This window comes from Photobacterium sp. SKA34 (assembly GCF_000153325.1).
Taxonomy (GTDB): Bacteria; Pseudomonadota; Gammaproteobacteria; order Enterobacterales; family Vibrionaceae; genus Photobacterium.
Genome location: NZ_CH724142.1, coordinates 860,067 through 877,559 on the forward strand (window position 1 = coordinate 860,067; position 17,493 = coordinate 877,559).

Sequence of the window (17,493 nt, forward strand, 5' to 3'; positions counted from 1 at the left end):
ATTTCGCAATCAATACTAAATTTGCGAATTGAATTATCAAATTAACTCCAACCTATACTATCGTCACTTTTGCATGAGTCTTGATAGATAAATTTGTTTAGGGTTCAATTGTTTGATCGCTGCATCAAAAAAACACGAAAACGTGAATAATTTTCTCTATTAAATCTTTAAAACAACGTTCAATATTGCGCAATAGAGTTGACTGACGCATACTCACTAACTAAACAAATAACAATGATTTGATGGAGTCAGAAATGGCGGAAGAAACTATCTTCAGTAAAATTATTCGTAAAGAAATTCCAACTGATATTTTGTATCAAGATGACTTAGTCACGGCATTTCGTGATATCAATCCTCGTGCTCCAAGCCATATCTTAATTATACCCAATAAATTGATCCCAACAGTCAATGATGTGGAAGCCGATGATGAACTGATGATGGGGCGTATGTTTACTGTTGCTCGTAAATTAGCAGAAAAGGAAGGCGTTGCAGAAGATGGTTACCGTTTGATCGTCAATTGTAACCCTTATGGTGGACAAGAAGTTTACCATATCCACATGCACCTATTAGGTGGACGTCCTTTAGGGCCAATGCTAGTTGGTTAGTCATGGCGTGCTAATAACATTATGTAATGGGAAATAATTCCCCCCAGATAGAAAGCTTGAGTATCTTTAATCTTCTCGTCATCTATGCGATAAGTGGTGTGATATTCAGGCTTTTTTATTGCGATATATTGATTATATCTGCAGTTTATCAATAACTTTATTGGTAATCGTCGCTTACTAATATTAAAATTTAACGCATTGTTATTTAAAGGTAAATACTGATGGTTAGATTCGTTAGTAAGAACTTATGGGTAATAGCAAAACGCACGCTCATTAGTGAGTTTCTTATAATGTTACTAAGAAATTTGATTGTCACGCTATTAAGAGGCATGTAATGAAGTATGTAATGACATTATTTTTAGCATTAATTATCACTGGATGTAGCAGTGATAATGCTGGTATTAGTATTGAAAACAGTAATCAAAATGTCGTTATTGGTAACTCTGTTCTAGCACGTAGCTTAGTTTTTAGAGAAGCCCGTATAACGAAAGTTAATGGTTTAATGCAAGCCTCTGTAGAGGCAATAAATAAAGTTAACACAGATCTGAACTTACAATACCGTTTTTATTGGTATGATGACCAAGGTTTAGAGATCAGTGGAAGTGCTGCACCATGGCATCCCTTTGCTTTAGCAGGCAACGGTGAAGTAATTTTACAAGGTGTTGCTGATAAAACTGAAGCTACCCAATATCGTATTTACGTTCGTCGAGCAGTATACTGATTTAATATAAAATATTGTTAAGGTTAAACAATGAAAAAAAGCGTTCTTGTATTATTAACAGCATCTTCATTATTAGGTGGTTGTGCCCAAACTGTCGATTATGTGAATACGCATTTACCTGAAACGCCATCGGTAAATTTGGGCTCTAATGATCTTGATAGTACGGCATCGGACTTAACAACAAAGATGTTGTCATCACCGGCTGTATCTTCAATTACAGCTGGCGGTAAGCATCCGATCGTGATTGTTGATAATATTCAAAACAATACCAGTGGACATGTTGATACTAAGTCGCTTACTAACACGATTAAGTCTAAAATTTCACGTTCTGGTAAATTCAACTTAGTTGATAAATCTCGCGTTGATGCGGTGCGTAAACAAATGAACTTTAGTGAAAATGATCGTTTTGTTAATCAAGGTACTGCGATTCAATTTGCTAAAATGACAGGCGCGCAATACATGCTGTATGGGCATTTAACCAATACTAGCAAGCGTCAAGATGGTCAGAATGTCCCTTTTTATAAAATGACCATGCGTTTGATGGATACAAATTCAGGTTCAATTGAATGGACTGATTCGGGTTTAGCACCTAAGAGTGAATCAGACTCTCAAGATTGGTAATTTAGCCTAAATATTCTGGTAGCAATGTTGAAATTATAATGAAAGATAACGATAGTTTTGATCACACATTATTGTCTTTGTTACCAGATGCACAACTTCTAACAGCGAGCCCATTAGCTGGTGGTTTAACCAATCGCTGTTGGAAGCTATTCCTTTACCATCCTTCAAATAATCAATCTTCCCATTACGTGTGGCGACCATTAACGAGCACGGCTCAAGCTTTTGGTATTAATCGAACGCATGAATATCAGTTATTACGTTTAATTGAACATTCTGAATTAGCGCCAAAACCCTATGCATTGTTAGACACGAATCGAAATAATAATGAACAAGTATTAATTGTAGATTGGCTTGAAGGCGAACAAGCAGATAAACGATTTACCAATCAGCAACTGTGCCAGCTACAAGCGCGTATTCATGATTTACCGCTTCCTACTCATCGATTAGATATTAAACAACGTATTGAGCATTACTGGCAAAAAATTCCTGTTGATTTAAAATCAAAACAATTAATGTCTATTTTTCATTATTTTGATAATCAGAAGATTAATCATTACTTTCCTGATACCTGCTGTCATTTTGATTTAGGGCGTTACAATATTATTGTCCCTAATGACTGTGACCAGTTAGTTGACAGTATAAGCGCTAAAGTTATCGATTGGGAATATGCCTGTGCAGGCGATCCTTCTCTTGATTTAACCATGACAATATTAGCTAATGCACTTAGTCCTGAACAAGCGGTGAAAGATTATTGTTTGGCAAGAGAGGAGTCTGATATCACTCCAGTATCTGCTGAAACATTAAAGTGGTTAGAGGCTGTAAATTACTGGCAGCCTTGGTGTGAGTACCTAGCATTACTATGGTACTTGGTGGGTTATCAAGTTTGGCATGATGATGACTATTTACAGCAAGCCAAGCAATTAGAGCTCAAGCTAAAACACATGGGTACATAGAGACGTTATATTAAGTGTGAAACGTTTGTACAAGGAGATGTACTGATGTTGAAAAGAACGATAAGCATAATCATTATTTGTGTGATGCTATCTGGTTGCACATTTAAATTGGTGTACAATTCATTGGATTTCTGGATTGATTATTATTTATCAGATTATCTTGATTTGGACTCTCAACAACAGAATGAGTTAGAGCAAGGCCTTGAAATTGCACTTGCACAACATCGACAGCAACAATTAGCTGTATTTCACAAATTGATTTCAGCTTTACAAACCGATCTAAAAAAACCTTTAACCGCGGCACAAATCGCTAATTATCATCGGCGTTTTACACAAGCAGGCGAAGCATCAGCTCTGGTTTTTGTTTCACCGATCATAGATGTTGTAAAAACAATGAGTACGTCACAAGTTACAGCCAGTTTGCAAACGATTGAAAAAGAGATGGCTGAGCGACGGGAAGAGCGATTGTCGAAAAGTCCACAGCAACGCCTACAAGATCGCTATGATGAGCTTAAGGATAAAACCCAAGATTGGATTGGAGGTCTAACTAAGCAACAAAAACAGCTAATTTTAAGCTTAGCGCAACTGCAATTACAGCAATCCACAATGTTTCAAAACATAGCAACAAATAACTTGTCACAATTAAAGACGATACTAAAACAACGGAAGAATGTGCAGTTTGCATCGAGTATCGAACAACAAGTGAAAAATATTCTTTCTCTTAAAAATGCGGTTTTTCAAACTCAACTCGATGAGTATTTAATCCAGCGTTTTGTCATCATGAAACAGTTAAACGAGAGTTTAAGCCCACGGCAGTTACGTTATTTGCAGCGTGAATTAACGTCACTTAGAAAAGATATAGCGACGTTAATTCAAAAGAAGTAACGCTAAACGGGAATTTTCAATGTGCCTAGTTTGCAAAGAAGATCATAGTTTTCATTATTGTCCTGTTAAACCATATATAAAGTGGTAGATTTATAACGTCCTATACTAGGGCAAGGATGACTTTAAATTTAAGCGAGAGGGAATTGGTATGATTATTTATTTACATGGCTTTGATTCAACAAGCCCAGGTAATCATGAAAAGGTTTTACAGTTACAGTTTATCGATTCTGATATCCGCTTTGTTAATTACAGTACCCTGCATCCAAAGCATGATATGCAGCATTTATTAAAAGAAGTTCATAAGTTAGTCGATGAGAATACAGATACAACGCCAATGATCTGTGGGGTTGGGTTAGGGGGCTATTGGGCTGAAAGAATTGGCTTCTTATGTGGCATTAAACAAGTCATTTTGAACCCAAATCTTCATCCGGAAAAAAATATGGAAGGACGCATTGATCGCCCAGAAGAATATACTGACATTATGACGAAATGCGTTGAAGATTTTCGTAAAAAAAATACAGGTAATTGTCTTTGCATACTTTCAACTAATGACGAAGTATTAGATAATCAATCTACAAAAGATGAGCTAGATCAATTTTATGATATAGTGTGGGACGAAAGTGAAACACATAAATTTAAAAAGATCTCGCAACATCTACAAAAAATAAAAGCGTTTAAAGCGCAATAATAACGATACATACTACCTCCTACGCCTCAGACGGGTCATAGATCCGTCTACCTACACTTATGTGGCATACTGGCTTCAGATCTCTTTTTGCCTAGCAGTTTGCGTGCAAAACAAACAGTCTGCTAAGCAATAAGATATTTGTCGTTTAAAAAGATTTATAAAATTAGAGAGGAAGTGATTTTGACTCGAGTTATTGTTGTTGGAGGCGGTGCTGGTGGTTTAGAGCTTGCGACAAAGCTTGGACGTACCCTTGGTCGTAAAGGCCGTGCAGAAGTTACTTTAGTGGATCGACGTGCAAGTCACTTGTGGAAACCATTACTACATGAGGTAGCAACAGGTTCATTAGATGCCGGTGTAGACGCTATTAGTTATCGAGCACATGCGAAAAACCACCACTTTGATTTTCAAATGGGTTCGTTAGAAACAATAGATCGTGAAAATAAAACGATCACACTTGCTGCATTATTTGATAAGCAAAATGAGCTGTTATTACCTGAGCGTACATTGGAATACGATATTCTTGTGTTAGCGATTGGTTCTACATCGAATGACTTTAATACTCCGGGTGTACGTGACCACTGTATTTTCCTTGATAGCCCAGAGCAAGCTCACCGTTTCCGTACTGAAATGAACAACCAATTCATGAGGTTACATGGAAATAAAGAGCAAAAGACAGTTGATATCGCAATTGTTGGTGCTGGTGCGACTGGTGTTGAATTATCAGCAGAGCTTCACAATGCAGTACAAGAGTTACATAACTATGGCTTTGGTGATCTAGACAGTTCACGTTTGAATGTTAACCTTGTTGAAGCCGGCGATCGTATTTTGCCTGCATTGCCTCCGCGTATTTCTCAAGCGGCGCATAACGAGTTAACTAAGCTTGGGGTAACTGTACGAACTGGTACTATGGTTACAAAGGCTGATGAAACAGGCTTAACCACAAAAGATGGCGATCATATCCCAGCACAAATCATGGTATGGGCTGCGGGTATTAAAGCGCCTGACTTCATGAAAGATATTTCAGGGCTTGAAACGAATCGTATTAATCAGTTAGTGGTTAAACCAACGCTTCAAACGACACGTGATGATGATATTTATGTGATTGGTGATTTAGCATCTTGTGTCCAGGAAGATGGTTCGTTTGTTCCACCGCGCGCTCAAGCGGCACACCAAATGGCAAGTCGTTGTTTCTCAAACATTGTTGCGAAAATCACAGATCGTGAGCAGAAACCGTATGTGTATAGCGATCATGGCTCGTTAGTATCGCTAAGCCGTTTCTCAACTGTGGGCAGCTTAATGGGTAACCTATCAAAAGGTTCAATGATGGTAGAAGGGCGCATAGCACGTATGGTGTACATCTCACTATACCGCATGCACCAAATGGCGTTACATGGCATGTTCAAAACAGGACTCATTATGTTAGTAAGCCGTATTAACCGCGTACTTCGTCCAAGCTTAAAGCTGCACTAAATAAGTGATAGTGATTTAATAAATGATATAAAAAAACGCCAGCATTTTTGCTGGCGTTTTTGTTTATATCTGTATTCTATTAGTTGATTTTAAATAACTCAACATCAAAAATGAGCACTGAGCCCGGTGGAATGCTACCTGCACCGTTATTACCATAGGCTAGGTTAGCTGGAATAAAAAAACGCATTTTTTCACCAACAACCATATGTTGTAAGCCTTCCGTCCAGCCTTTGATCACGCGGTTAAGTGGAAAAGAAATTTTTTCACCACGATCGACTGAGCTATCAAACACAGTGCCATTAATTAAAGTACCATGGTAATGCACTGTTACGCTATCTGTCGCCTTAGGGTGTTCAGTCCCTGTTCCTTTTTGCAAAACAAGGTATTGCAAACCAGAAGGCGTCGTTTGTACGCCTTCTTTTAATTTATTTTCCGCAAGAAAAGCTTCACCTTGCTTAATGTTTTCAGCAGCAACTTGTTTATTGTTGTATGAACGATAAAGGAAAAAAGCGAGTAATACGGCAACAATAACGGCAATAACAATTTTGGACACAATAGTTTCCTTACAAATGAATTTCTTGCATCTTACCATTGTGTCGTTTTTCTAACAGCATGAAACTGTAAAGAATGTTGTGCTTAATCGTTTAATGGTGGCACATATTGGCAATGTTAGTTGTAACTATGTCATCTGTAACTGTCACTTTGTTCTTAGCAACAAAAAATTCTAACAATTGCTCAATCGTTAAATCTTTTAACTTGCAGGTGTAAAACGTCACATCAGCGCCGTAGCTATTCGCAATTTTTTCTTTCAGTGTTTCTATTGTGTACGGCTGTTGAGATTCAATCAGTAAATTAAGGATATCGTGAGCGTGATATGTATTCATGGGGGAGTAGTCCTACAATATTGTTTGCGAATGAAGCATAAGTGAAGGACACAAAGACAATGTTGATGTGTGATAATAAAGTGCATCTTAAATGCAGCTTTTTAGGTTAAGTGAATAAATCGCTTGGCACTAGCGAATAAACAAGACCATCAAGCGGTTTATTATGATAATAAATACGATTACGCGCTTCACATTCAAATTTAGCATTGCATGCTTTTGCTGTTTTTTGGCTTGCATAATTATCGATATGCGTAATGATTTCTAAGCGCGTTAAACCCAACATTTGAAAAGCAAATTGTACGGCTGCAATATTAGCTTCAGTCGCAAACCCTTGTCGATGACAACCTGTTTTTATCCAATAACCTAAATTTGCACTATTGGCCATAGGAATAATTGCACTAAGAGAAACCGTCCCAATAAACGCATCATCAAAGCGATTAAAGATGGCAAATTCATAACTAAAATCGGTTTGCCAGCTGAGTCGGCTTGCACTAATCCATTCATGGGCATCATGTTGATCAAAGCTATTATCACACCATTCAAGCCATGGACTTAGTTCATTAACTGAGTCATGGACGGCTGCGAGAAAATCATTGAGATCAGCATTTTTAAATGGGCGAAGAATGAGCCGAGGAGTAGAGATTTCGAAATCAAGTTTCATAGCTATCCTGCCGAAATTCGGGAAGTATATAAAATATAAAGTACTGACCTTTTAAGATCAGTACTTTAGAGGATGGTTTACTTACACCATATGCTGACGAAATTGTTCAAGAAGATCTTCAAGGAACTTAATTCGCTTTTTATGATCACTTTGTTCAGCAATTATTTTCAGTTTTGTTGGACCTTCCATTCTGAAAATATTTGGCTGGGTTTGCAGTAAACCAACAAGGAAGGTTGGATTAATTGCTGCATTTTGATCAAACTCGAAATAGCCGCCTTTTTCACCGTTCTCGATTTTCTTAATGCCAAGCGTTGCTGCTTTAAGTTTGACACTGTTTACCGTCAGTAAGTTCGATGCCGCTTCTGGCAATAAGCCAAATCGGTCAATTAGCTCGACTTTAATTTCGTTTAGTTCGTTGTCATCACTAGTACTTGCGATACGTTTGTAAAGTGATAAACGAGTATTAATATCAGGGATGTAGTCATCAGGTAGTAACGCTGGAATACGCAACTCAACTTCTGTTTGTTGTTTGAGTAGATCATCCAGCGAAGGCTCTTTGCCTTCTTTTAGGGCTTCAACGGCTTGTTCTAACATCTCCATAAAGAGGCTAAACCCAACCGATTGAATTTGACCACTCTGCTCGTCACCTAGTAATTCACCAGCACCACGAATTTCTAAATCATGCGTTGCTAACGTAAAGCCAGCGCCAAGATCTTCAAGGGAAGAAATCGCTTCAAGGCGTTTCACCGCATCTTTCGTCATACGCTTTGGATGTGGTGTTAATAGGTAAGCATAAGCTTGGTGGTGAGAACGACCAACACGACCACGTAATTGGTGTAACTGTGCTAAGCCAAGATTATCAGCGCGATCCATAATAATGGTATTTGCGGTAGGGACATCAATACCGGTTTCAATAATTGTGGTACACACAAGAACATTAAAACGCTGGTGGTAAAAATCGCCCATGATTTTTTCGAGTTCACGCTCGCGCATCTGACCGTGAGCAAAGGTGATACGGGCTTCTGGTATCAGCTTTGCTAAATCTTCGGTGGTCTTTTCAATGCTATCGACTTCATTATGCAGGAAGTAAACCTGACCACCACGGCTGATCTCACGTAATATCGCTTCACGAATAACGGCATCATCAGATTGGCGAACAAATGTTTTGATCGCTAAGCGACGAGCCGGTGGTGTAGCGATAATCGAAAGATCGCGCATCCCACTCATCGCCATGTTTAAGGTACGAGGAATTGGTGTCGCAGTTAAGGTTAAGATATCGACATTGGCACGAATCGCTTTGATTTTCTCTTTCTGACGAACACCAAAGCGGTGCTCTTCATCGACAACCAATAAACCTAAATCATGGTAGTTCACACTACTGTTTAGTAGTTTATGGGTACCAATTAAGATGTCGATTTTACCTTCTTCGACATCCGCTAAAATTTGTTTTTGCTCTTTCGATGTTTTAAATCGAGATAGCACTTCGACACGAACAGGCGTATTAGCAAAGCGGTCGCGGAAGTTTTCAAAATGTTGTTGTGCCAATAGGGTAGTTGGCACTAACACTGTTACCTGTTTGTTGTTATCAACAGCCACAAAGGCAGCACGCATAGCGACTTCTGTTTTACCAAAGCCGACATCACCACAAACAAGGCGGTCCATAACCTTGGTTTGGCACATATCAGACATTACCGCGTTAATTGCTAATGCTTGATCGTAGGTTTCTTCATAGGGGAAACCTGCGCTGAATTCAGCGTACGCTTCACGATCTAGTGTAAATTTAAAGCCTGGCTTTAATTCACGCTTAGCGTAAACATCCAATAATTCAGCCGCGACATCACGCACTTTTTCTGCCGCTTTTCGGCGAGCTTTAGACCATGTTTCGCCACCTAATTTGTGAATAGGCGCGGTATCTTCAGCGCCACCTGAATAGCTGCTAATTAAATGCAGTGATGCAACAGGGACATAGAGTTTAGCGCCACCTTGATATTCAAGTGTCACATACTCGGTTTTAATACCACCAGCTTCAAGGGTTTGTAAACCTTGGTAACGCCCGATACCGTGATCAATGTGAACGACAGGTTGCCCCACTTGCAGTTCAGCAAGGTTACGGATAATCGTATCAGCATTGACCGTGGCTTTTTTATCATCGCGACGACGACGTTGAACAATACGCTCACCAAGTAAGTCACTTTCACACAAGAATGCAACAGCTGGATCGTCAAGAATAAAGCCATTTTCAGCCGAGCCAATAACAAGGCTATGTTTGGTCGGATTATCAAGGGCTTCATCTAAGGTTTTACAAACCAGTGGACGGACTTTGAACCGTGCTAGTAGATCTAGCAGTGCTTCTCGACGGCCTTCTGAGGCAACAGAGAAAATGACTTTGCCTTGGAATTGCTCATCAAAGCGTCTTAGTTCAGCAAACGGTTCTTTAAGTTGATGATTAATCGTGATGCTTGGGACGGGTTTTAATTCTGGATTGAAACGTCCTGCTTTTTGGCTATCGACAGGCTCAGACTGAATACGTACACGAGGCAGATTCTTAAAGCCTGTGAACATTTCATCCTTTGTTAGCCATAGTTCTTTAGGTTCAAGCAAAGGGCGTAATGGATCAACACGTCGTTGATCGTAACGGTATTCAGCATCGGCTAAAAAGCTATCAACGGCAGGCTCTAAATCACCCAGTGTGATAAGTAAAGACGTGTCAGGTAAGTAATCAAATAAGGTTTCTGTTTTATCAAAAAACAGTGGTTGCCAATATTCAATGCCTGCGGGCCATGTGCGTTTGCTGACTTGTTGATAAATAGATTCTGGTTCACGACGAGCTTCAAAACGTTCACGCCAGCGCATGCGGAAATTTTCAACTGCGATTTCATCAGTTGGGAACTCATGAGCAGGTAATAAATCGATACTATCAATTTCACCAGTGGAACGTTGGTTATCTGGATCAAATTGACGAATAGAATCTACTTCATCATCAAAAAAATCGATACGATAAGGTGATTGACTACCCATTGGGAATAAATCAAGCAACGAGCCTCGGCTGGCATACTCGCCATGCTCCATTACTTGATCGACATGGCGATAACCCGATACTTCAAGTTGTAAGCGCAGTTTTTCAAGTGACATACGATCGCCAGCTTTTACGATTAAAGCATGCTGGTGGATAAATTCTCTCGGGGTCTGACGCTGTAATAAGGTACTGATCGGTACCAAAATAATGCCAGATTTCTGGCTTGGCATTTTGTATAAACGCGCTAAACGTTCAGAAATAATATCTTGGTGTGGCGAGAAATTATCATATGGCAGGGTTTCCCAGTCAGGAAAAACGTTTACCTCAACGTCGCAAAATTGCGTGATTTCTGGCTGAAGTTTTAAGGCCGTTTGGGTATCAGGAACCACCGCAAGAACAGGGCCTTTATGTGATGCTGCAACTTCTGCAAAAGACAGTGCAAGGGCTGCACCCTTGATATTACCGATGTAACGGTTATCCCCAGCCTTACTAGGTAAGGGTATAGAAAGTAAATGTTTATTATTCATCGTTATTATTTAATTGTCGTTGTTGAGCACGTTGGCGTAAAAGTTTTTGCTGGCTATATAAAGCTGCGCGGATCAGCAAATCTCGATCATCTTCAAGCAATCGGGTGTAACGCAATTTGATGATAAATTGCTCATCGCTAGCAATACTTTCGGTGACTTCAGCGTAGCAAAAAATAGCGGCGGCTGGGTAATCTAAAAACAGTTTCACTCTAACATTAGTGCCAACCTGATAGGAAGATGAACTGGTAAAACTAAGGTTACTTGCGCCAAAAGTTAAGGTGGTAAAACGATAGGTAGGATCATCTTCCTGTGATAAGACATAAGACAGTAATAGATTAATTTTACTGTTTTGTGCTGCAAGGTAATCCATTAATGCTTGAGTTTCATTTTTGTTGAAGCTGGCGAATAAACGATCGGCATTGTCTTCTAACGTCGAACACTCGCTGGCAATACGAAATAAAGGCGGGATTTCGGTATTGAAATCTTGTTCGTCAGGTACGCTTTCATTAGATGATAAACGTTCAACGTTAATAGTAAGCCCTAGCTGGACTGAAAAATACTCATCTTGTTGTGTCATAACGCACTCACTGTGAATAAATCCTATTTCAAACTAATAATAGGAGCGGATGTCATAACTTACAGCCACAGCATATACAGCTTGATTTAATTGAACTGATTATTACTTAGCAATCATGCGAGGGCAAGAAAAGCGGCGTAAGTGTTTATCATTTAGTCACTGAATTTACATTACATTTACCATGTTGGATGGTAATTGATGGTGTGAACGAGTATTCTTTACCAACCTAATAAAGGAGTGGTTTCTCAATCCTATGTTTCATCCAGTTTCTTTTTTTATTGGCTTACGTTATTTACGTGGTCGATCAGGCGATCGCTTTAGTCGCTTTGTCTCTTATATGTCTACAGCCGGTATTACTATTGGTGTCATGGCGTTAATTACCGTTATGTCTGTGATGAACGGCTTTGAAGATCAGCTAAAAGGTCGAATTTTAGGTGTTCTACCGCAAGCCGTAGTATCAAGTGCAGATGGACGAGTACCGTTATCAGAAGATGCACCTGAGGCGTTAAAACAATTGCCACATGTGACAGATGTAACGGCGATCACACGTGGTGAAGCGATTATTCAAAGTGCAAATTCTATTGCTGCTGGCAAAATGATTGGTATTGAACCTAATCAATATGATCCCATCTCACGTCATATGATGGTGGGGCGCTTAAGTGATCTTACTCCTGGGAGTTTTAAGGTTGTAATCGGTCAAACGTTGGCCGTTGAACTAGGTGTTCAACTGGGCGAAAAAATTCGTCTAATGGTGACAAGTGCAAGCCAATTTACTCCAATTGGTCGTATGCCGAGTCAACGAAAATTTGAAGTTTCAGGTATTTATGACACAGGCTCTGATATTGACAAACAATTGGTATACACCAATATTTCAGATGCAGGACGTTTATTACGCTATAAACAGGATCAAATGACAGGTTGGCGTTTATACCTTGATGATCCATTCGTTGTTCCGGAATTAGCTAAATTGAAATTACCCAATGGTTGGACGTGGTCTGATTGGCGCGAGCAGCGCGGTGAACTTTTCCAAGCTGTAAAAATGGAAAAGAATATGATGGGCTTGATGCTTTGCTTGATCATTGGTGTGGCGGCTTTTAACATCATTTCTGCTTTAGTGATGGTTGTGATGGAGAAACAATCAGAAGTCGCAATATTAAAAACCCAAGGTATGACTCACCGCCAAGTCTTGACGATTTTTATTGTCCAAGGTGCAAGTAGTGGTGTTATCGGTGCATTATTAGGTGGCTTGTCCGGCGCGTTAGTCGCACATTATCTTAATACTATTCTTTCTGTATTGGGTGTTGATTTAGCATCGATCGGTGGCACATTACCAACAGTGATTGAACCGATGCAAATTACGTTTGTTATTTTAGGCGCTATAAGCTTGAGTTTATTAGCGACTGTTTTTCCTTCTTATCGTGCGGCCGCTGTCCGTCCTGCTGAGGCTCTTCGTTATGAATAATGCGTTGTTATCTTGTCACCAACTTTGTAAAACCTATAAAGAAGGGCAGTTTGAGACAGAAGTTTTAAATAAAGTTGATTTAGATATTGCTGACAATGAGTTGGTTGCCATCGTTGGATCATCTGGCTCAGGGAAAAGTACACTGTTGCACATTCTGGGTGCATTAGATGAACCCACTGATGGGGAAGTGTTTTTTAAAGGGCAGCGCTTAGATATTTTAAGTGCGAACAAACAAGCTAAAATTCGTAATCAAGAAATTGGCTTTGTATACCAGTTTCACCACTTACTTGCAGACTTTACTGCCGTTGAAAATGTCGCTATGCCGTTGTTAATTGGTGGTAAAAGTGTAAGTCAAGCCCGTACATGTGCACAAGATATGTTGTCTTTAGTGGGTCTTAGTCATCGTTATGAACACCGTCCTTCGGAATTGAGTGGGGGTGAGCGTCAGCGTGTCGCCATTGCACGTGCCTTGGTTAACAATCCTTCTATTGTTTTAGCTGATGAACCTACGGGTAATCTTGATCATAAAACTGCATTAGAAATTTATGACTTAATGCGTAAATTAAATGCAGAATCAGGTACTGCATTTTTAGTTGTGACCCATGATAGTGAGTTAGCGGCAAAGCTTGACCGTTGTATGCATATGCAAGATGGCGTGCTATCTCAAGTCGTTGTGGAGGCTTAATGTTTCGCCCTCTTTCTTTATATATAGGTAGTCGTTTTAATCGTTCGAAAAAACGTAACCGAATGGTGTCATTTATTTCAATGTCATCCATGTTAGGTATTGCTGTCGGTGTTGCGGTGATCATTGTTGGTCTGTCAGCAATGAATGGTTTTGAACGTGAACTACAAACCCGTGTGTTATCAGTGATTCCACAAGGTGAATTACAGGCGGTTGAGCCTCCTTTAAATAATTGGCAACCGCTAGTTAAAAAAATAGAAAAACATCCGGATGTGACTGCGGCTGCACCTTATGTTGAATTCACAGCATTACTAGAAAAAGGCACAAAGCTAAAAGCTGTTGGTGTTCGTGGTGTTAACCCTCAAGAGCAACTTAAAGTCAGTGAATTACCAAGCTATGTTTTAAATGATGCGTGGAGCAAATTTACCGCAGGTAAAAAAGAAGTCATTTTAGGTCAAGGCGTGGCTAAAAGTCTTAACGTGAAAGTGGGAGATTGGTTAACCACAATGATCATCCCTAATGCTGATCCTGAGATGACCCAGCTTAGAGCTCCTCATCGAATTCGATTACAAGTGGCGGGTATTTTAGCGCTTGGGGGAGAAATTGATCATAAACTGGCGATAGTGCCATTAGCTGATGCACAAAAGTACATGGATATGGGACAAGGTGTCTCTGGTATTCAAATTAATGTAGACAAAGTACTAGAAGCGCAGCGTATTGTAAAAGAAGTGGGCAATACTCTTCCCGTCTATGTTTATCTGAAAAGTTGGACACAACAATACGGCTACATGTATCGTGATATTCAGTTAGTACGTACGATTATGTATTTAGTCATGGTCTTGGTTATTGGGGTTGCATGTTTCAATATCGTTTCAACCTTGATGATGGCAGTAAAAGATCGGGCTTCTGATATCGCGATATTAAGAACGATGGGTGCAAGTGATCGCTTAGTGAAATCCATCTTCATTTGGCATGGCGTATTATCTGGTGTTTTAGGTTGTGTAATGGGGTCAATATTTGGTTGTTTAGTTGCTGTTAACTTAACTCATATTGTTCGAGTAATAGAAAAGATAATTGGTCACCAATTCTTATCGGGGGATATTTATTTTATTGATTTCCTACCAACTCAGTTAGCCTATAAAGATGTATTAATTGTATCTATAACAGCAATTATACTAAGCCTTTTTGCTACTTGGTATCCAGCTCGCCGAGCAAGTAGCTTGCAACCTGCTAGAGTGCTAAGTGCGAAATAGCTTTATTGCATATACACATCAAACGGAGCCACATTGGCTCCGTTTTTGTATCTATAGATTATAAGCGACTCATATTCTTATGGTGTTAACGTTTTGCCTTTCAATTAAGTCTTTTTGCAACTGTCGGATTATAATTACTGGAAGTACTTTCATTATTAATATGTGTTTAAGCGATCTTATTATCTTATAAATAGAAAAAGTTATTGCCATTATTCAATTAAAATTTAATGAATTAGTTAACGAAAAATAGATAAAGCGTCTTACGTAATAAAAATTAAAGAACAATAAATATACCGGTAGCATCTCCTCACTGAGTTTTAGTTGTGAATATTTTGACGATAAATAAATAATACTCTTAACATTCTATTTTTTGTGAATTTTATTTTTATTTTATTTTTAATTGTGCTTCTTTATTTGTCAGTGTGGATGTTTTTTATTCTCTTTTGGAGGTGTTCAACTGAAAAATTGAACCTTTTTACTTATAAATTGTGAATGGTGTTCATTTGAAAATTAATTAAGTTGTTTAATTTAACAGACATGAAACTGCGTGCTAATTTTGTCGCCACTGATTTATGGATACAAGTTGCCTTATACGGACTGTTACTTCTCTATTTAAGTAACGTAACTGCACCTAAGTGGACAGCTTGTTTAAAAGTAAAAACAACTAGGATAAATAATGAAAAAGAATGCACTAAGCCTTCTAGTGGCAATATCTGTACTAACTCCTGTAGCAGCTCAAGCAGCCGTTCAACTACCTGCTGGTACTCAAGAGATCGGTGTACAAGGTAACGCTAAATTAGGCAGTGGTTGGCACGCAGATATTAACGGTACTTACGGTACTTTCGTTAAAGATAACTGGGAAGTAGGTGGTACTGCAACTGTTCGTGCTCAAGACGCTAATGACGAACTTAGCGGTCAGCTAGGTGTATTCACAGAGTACAACTTCGTGAACTCTACTAACTGGGTTCCTTATGTAGGTGCTGCAGCTGAAGTTGGTGGCTTATCTCTAAGCGAAGAAGGTTCTGACAGCAACTGGGGCGCAAATGCTAAGTTCTCTGCTGGTGTTAAATACTTTATTAACCCTAACGTTGCTATCACTTCTGAAGTTAACTACAGCATCGCAACTGATAAGATCTTCTCTGGTGATTCTTACTCAAGCGAGCAAGCGAAGAACAGCCTAACTAATATCGTATTTGGTACTCGTTTCTACTTCTAAGTTGAAACATTATTATGATGTAATAAAAACCCGCATTGAGCGGGTTTTTTTATATCTAAAATTCGGAGTATTAGCCGCACAAAGTCTCTATTAATTCAATAGAGTTGAAGTATGTAAAGAGGAGAGAGGTAAAGTTGTCGAAAGGAAGAGGAAAAGTGGCATATCGATTAAAAGAAAGTCTGCTTAATGTATCGCATTAACGTGAAGTATAAGCAGACTTTTTATGTTTTTAAGGTAATGCTTTAGACTTTTTAAATCGCTTTAAAAGCCAACTACTTGATAAGCTAACAATAGCAATAGCTAGAGTAATAAATGGTGCAACCATTAATACCATTGTTGCTACTTTGGCGATTTTTTCTGGAAGAAGCGTTAATAAATAACCTAACCCTGTTAATAGTAATACCCAAGCAGTAGCACTTAACCAAGCAAAACGGAAAAAGTGAGCCTGACTTTTAATCCTAAACCCCATCATTAAAGGTAATAAAGGGCGGACAACAGGAATAAATCGAGCGGCAAACAATGCAACAATACCATGACGAATAAGTAAATTATCCACAGTTTTCATTCGATGAGGTGGCACCATATTCACCCAACCTTTTACTTTTGGCAGGTGATCCAACCAGCGGCCTTGTATATAAGCCAGCCAACTACCGATAGCAGATGCTACGATTAGTAAGAAGACAATCAATTTAAAATCGATAATCCCCATCGCACCTAATGTTCCAGCAAGAATAACAATGCTATCGCAAGGTAGGGAAGCTGCAGGTAAAAATGCACTTTCTAACCAAATGACAAATGTTACACAAACATAAATCATCACCATGCTTTCTGGGTTTTGTAATGCAACAAAATCTTGGTGCCAGAGCGCAGAAAAAATAGATACAAATGAATCAAGCATCTACGTGTCCTTGTAATAAAAGTAGAAAATAAAAAATCGGTTGATGTTAGTGAAACAGCTGATTCCGACTATGTGTAAAACGAAACTGAAAATTGGCTAGAGGTAAACGTTTTTTTCGTTTTAAACTAAATTTCTCTTTAGGTATCAATATGTAAGAGAGTGAAGCATTACTCATTTGTTGTAACAAAGCAAACAAATGATCACGTTGATGAGACAACGGAGAGATTACCAGTTTAGGTAATGAGAGTAAAACGCGAGAGCGCTGTGTTGAAGATATAAAAGTAGGATCAACAGATGTTATTGGCGTCGTTTCTTTAAGGTATTGATTTGTATTAATATCGCTTGCTGTTGCAGATGCACAGTGATGAAAGAAA

Annotated in this window: 17 protein-coding genes; 11 read left to right on the forward strand and 6 right to left on the reverse strand. The window is 38.9% G+C overall.

Going from position 1 to position 17,493, the window contains the following annotated elements; genetic code table 11:
* Nucleotides 1-254: 254 nt before the first annotated feature.
* From hinT to SKA34_RS12885, 7 genes are all read left to right on the forward strand, one after another.
* Nucleotides 255-605 carry a purine nucleoside phosphoramidase gene (gene hinT / locus SKA34_RS12855; protein ID WP_005367093.1) on the forward strand — a complete coding sequence of 117 codons (351 nt, stop codon included), beginning with the start codon at nucleotides 255-257 and terminating at the stop codon, nucleotides 603-605.
* A 346-nt stretch (nucleotides 606-951) separates the two neighbouring features.
* Nucleotides 952-1,326 (forward strand): YcfL family protein, encoded by a 375-nt coding sequence (locus tag SKA34_RS12860; RefSeq protein WP_006645968.1) that lies wholly within the window; start codon nucleotides 952-954, stop codon nucleotides 1,324-1,326.
* Nucleotides 1,327-1,356: 30 nt separating this feature from the next.
* Complete coding sequence (gene lpoB / locus SKA34_RS12865) at nucleotides 1,357-1,947, forward strand: penicillin-binding protein activator LpoB (protein WP_006645969.1); 591 nt, start codon at nucleotides 1,357-1,359, stop codon at nucleotides 1,945-1,947.
* Nucleotides 1,948-1,985: 38 nt separating this feature from the next.
* Entirely contained in the window at nucleotides 1,986-2,900 is a 915-nt protein-coding gene (locus SKA34_RS12870) for a phosphotransferase (protein WP_006645970.1), read from the forward strand.
* A 45-nt stretch (nucleotides 2,901-2,945) separates the two neighbouring features.
* On the forward strand, nucleotides 2,946-3,785 hold the full coding sequence (locus SKA34_RS12875) for a DUF6279 family lipoprotein (RefSeq protein WP_006645971.1): 840 nt from the start codon (nucleotides 2,946-2,948) through the stop codon (nucleotides 3,783-3,785).
* A 148-nt stretch (nucleotides 3,786-3,933) separates the two neighbouring features.
* Entirely contained in the window at nucleotides 3,934-4,473 is a 540-nt protein-coding gene (ycfP, locus tag SKA34_RS12880) for an alpha/beta hydrolase YcfP (protein WP_006645972.1), read from the forward strand.
* A 180-nt stretch (nucleotides 4,474-4,653) separates the two neighbouring features.
* Entirely contained in the window at nucleotides 4,654-5,943 is a 1,290-nt protein-coding gene (locus SKA34_RS12885; RefSeq protein WP_006645973.1) for an NAD(P)/FAD-dependent oxidoreductase, read from the forward strand.
* Nucleotides 5,944-6,022: 79 nt separating this feature from the next.
* Here the strand turns inward: SKA34_RS12885 and SKA34_RS12890 are convergent, their stop codons facing one another.
* The 5 genes from SKA34_RS12890 to SKA34_RS12910 form a co-directional block, all read right to left on the reverse strand.
* Entirely contained in the window at nucleotides 6,023-6,496 is a 474-nt protein-coding gene (locus SKA34_RS12890) for an FKBP-type peptidyl-prolyl cis-trans isomerase (RefSeq protein ID WP_005367112.1), read from the reverse strand.
* A 91-nt stretch (nucleotides 6,497-6,587) separates the two neighbouring features.
* On the reverse strand, nucleotides 6,588-6,827 hold the full coding sequence (locus SKA34_RS12895; protein ID WP_006645974.1) for a YecH family metal-binding protein: 240 nt from the start codon (nucleotides 6,825-6,827) through the stop codon (nucleotides 6,588-6,590).
* Nucleotides 6,828-6,933: 106 nt separating this feature from the next.
* Entirely contained in the window at nucleotides 6,934-7,488 is a 555-nt protein-coding gene (locus tag SKA34_RS12900; protein WP_006645975.1) for a GNAT family N-acetyltransferase, read from the reverse strand.
* 81 nt (nucleotides 7,489-7,569) lie between these two features.
* Entirely contained in the window at nucleotides 7,570-11,031 is a 3,462-nt protein-coding gene (gene mfd, locus SKA34_RS12905; RefSeq protein WP_006645976.1) for a transcription-repair coupling factor, read from the reverse strand.
* Nucleotides 11,024-11,608 (reverse strand): PilZ domain-containing protein, encoded by a 585-nt coding sequence (locus tag SKA34_RS12910; RefSeq protein WP_006645977.1) that lies wholly within the window; start codon nucleotides 11,606-11,608, stop codon nucleotides 11,024-11,026. Before SKA34_RS12910 ends, mfd begins: the two co-directional genes overlap by 8 nt.
* Nucleotides 11,609-11,861: 253 nt before the next feature.
* Here SKA34_RS12910 and lolC point away from each other — a divergent pair, with 253 nt between their 5' ends.
* The 4 genes from lolC (at nucleotide 11,862) to SKA34_RS12930 (ending at nucleotide 16,221) form a co-directional block, all read left to right on the forward strand.
* Nucleotides 11,862-13,070 (forward strand): lipoprotein-releasing ABC transporter permease subunit LolC, encoded by a 1,209-nt coding sequence (gene lolC, locus SKA34_RS12915; protein ID WP_006645978.1) that lies wholly within the window; start codon nucleotides 11,862-11,864, stop codon nucleotides 13,068-13,070.
* On the forward strand, nucleotides 13,063-13,755 hold the full coding sequence (lolD, locus tag SKA34_RS12920) for a lipoprotein-releasing ABC transporter ATP-binding protein LolD (RefSeq protein ID WP_006645979.1): 693 nt from the start codon (nucleotides 13,063-13,065) through the stop codon (nucleotides 13,753-13,755). Before lolC ends, lolD begins: the two co-directional genes overlap by 8 nt.
* Entirely contained in the window at nucleotides 13,755-15,005 is a 1,251-nt protein-coding gene (gene lolE, locus SKA34_RS12925) for a lipoprotein-releasing ABC transporter permease subunit LolE (protein WP_006645980.1), read from the forward strand. Before lolD ends, lolE begins: the two co-directional genes overlap by 1 nt.
* A 676-nt stretch (nucleotides 15,006-15,681) precedes the next feature.
* Nucleotides 15,682-16,221, forward strand: a complete 540-nt coding sequence (locus SKA34_RS12930) for an outer membrane beta-barrel protein (RefSeq protein WP_006645981.1) — start codon at nucleotides 15,682-15,684, stop codon at nucleotides 16,219-16,221.
* Between the two features lie 229 nt (nucleotides 16,222-16,450).
* Here the strand turns inward: SKA34_RS12930 and SKA34_RS12935 are convergent, their stop codons facing one another.
* Nucleotides 16,451-17,119 (reverse strand): DedA family protein, encoded by a 669-nt coding sequence (locus tag SKA34_RS12935; protein ID WP_006645982.1) that lies wholly within the window; start codon nucleotides 17,117-17,119, stop codon nucleotides 16,451-16,453.
* Between the last annotated feature and the right edge of the window lie 374 nt (nucleotides 17,120-17,493).

Excerpts from the sequence above, each read along its gene's own strand:
- SKA34_RS12875 (WP_006645971.1), top strand. The coding sequence starts at position 2,946 with ATGTTGAAAAGAACGATAAGCATAATCATTATTTGTGTGATGCTATCT.
- mfd (WP_006645976.1), bottom strand. The coding sequence starts at position 11,031 with ATGAATAATAAACATTTACTTTCTATACCCTTACCTAGTAAGGCTGGG.
- lolD (WP_006645979.1), top strand. The coding sequence starts at position 13,063 with ATGAATAATGCGTTGTTATCTTGTCACCAACTTTGTAAAACCTATAAA.
- SKA34_RS12895 (WP_006645974.1), bottom strand. The coding sequence starts at position 6,827 with ATGAATACATATCACGCTCACGATATCCTTAATTTACTGATTGAATCT.
- SKA34_RS12900 (WP_006645975.1), bottom strand. The coding sequence starts at position 7,488 with ATGAAACTTGATTTCGAAATCTCTACTCCTCGGCTCATTCTTCGCCCA.
- SKA34_RS12860 (WP_006645968.1), top strand. The coding sequence starts at position 952 with ATGACATTATTTTTAGCATTAATTATCACTGGATGTAGCAGTGATAAT.
- ycfP (WP_006645972.1), top strand. The coding sequence starts at position 3,934 with ATGATTATTTATTTACATGGCTTTGATTCAACAAGCCCAGGTAATCAT.
- SKA34_RS12930 (WP_006645981.1), top strand. The coding sequence starts at position 15,682 with ATGAAAAAGAATGCACTAAGCCTTCTAGTGGCAATATCTGTACTAACT.
- SKA34_RS12935 (WP_006645982.1), bottom strand. The coding sequence starts at position 17,119 with ATGCTTGATTCATTTGTATCTATTTTTTCTGCGCTCTGGCACCAAGAT.
- lolC (WP_006645978.1), top strand. The coding sequence starts at position 11,862 with ATGTTTCATCCAGTTTCTTTTTTTATTGGCTTACGTTATTTACGTGGT.
- SKA34_RS12870 (WP_006645970.1), top strand. The coding sequence starts at position 1,986 with ATGAAAGATAACGATAGTTTTGATCACACATTATTGTCTTTGTTACCA.
- hinT (WP_005367093.1), top strand. The coding sequence starts at position 255 with ATGGCGGAAGAAACTATCTTCAGTAAAATTATTCGTAAAGAAATTCCA.
- SKA34_RS12910 (WP_006645977.1), bottom strand. The coding sequence starts at position 11,608 with ATGACACAACAAGATGAGTATTTTTCAGTCCAGCTAGGGCTTACTATT.
- lolE (WP_006645980.1), top strand. The coding sequence starts at position 13,755 with ATGTTTCGCCCTCTTTCTTTATATATAGGTAGTCGTTTTAATCGTTCG.
- lpoB (WP_006645969.1), top strand. The coding sequence starts at position 1,357 with ATGAAAAAAAGCGTTCTTGTATTATTAACAGCATCTTCATTATTAGGT.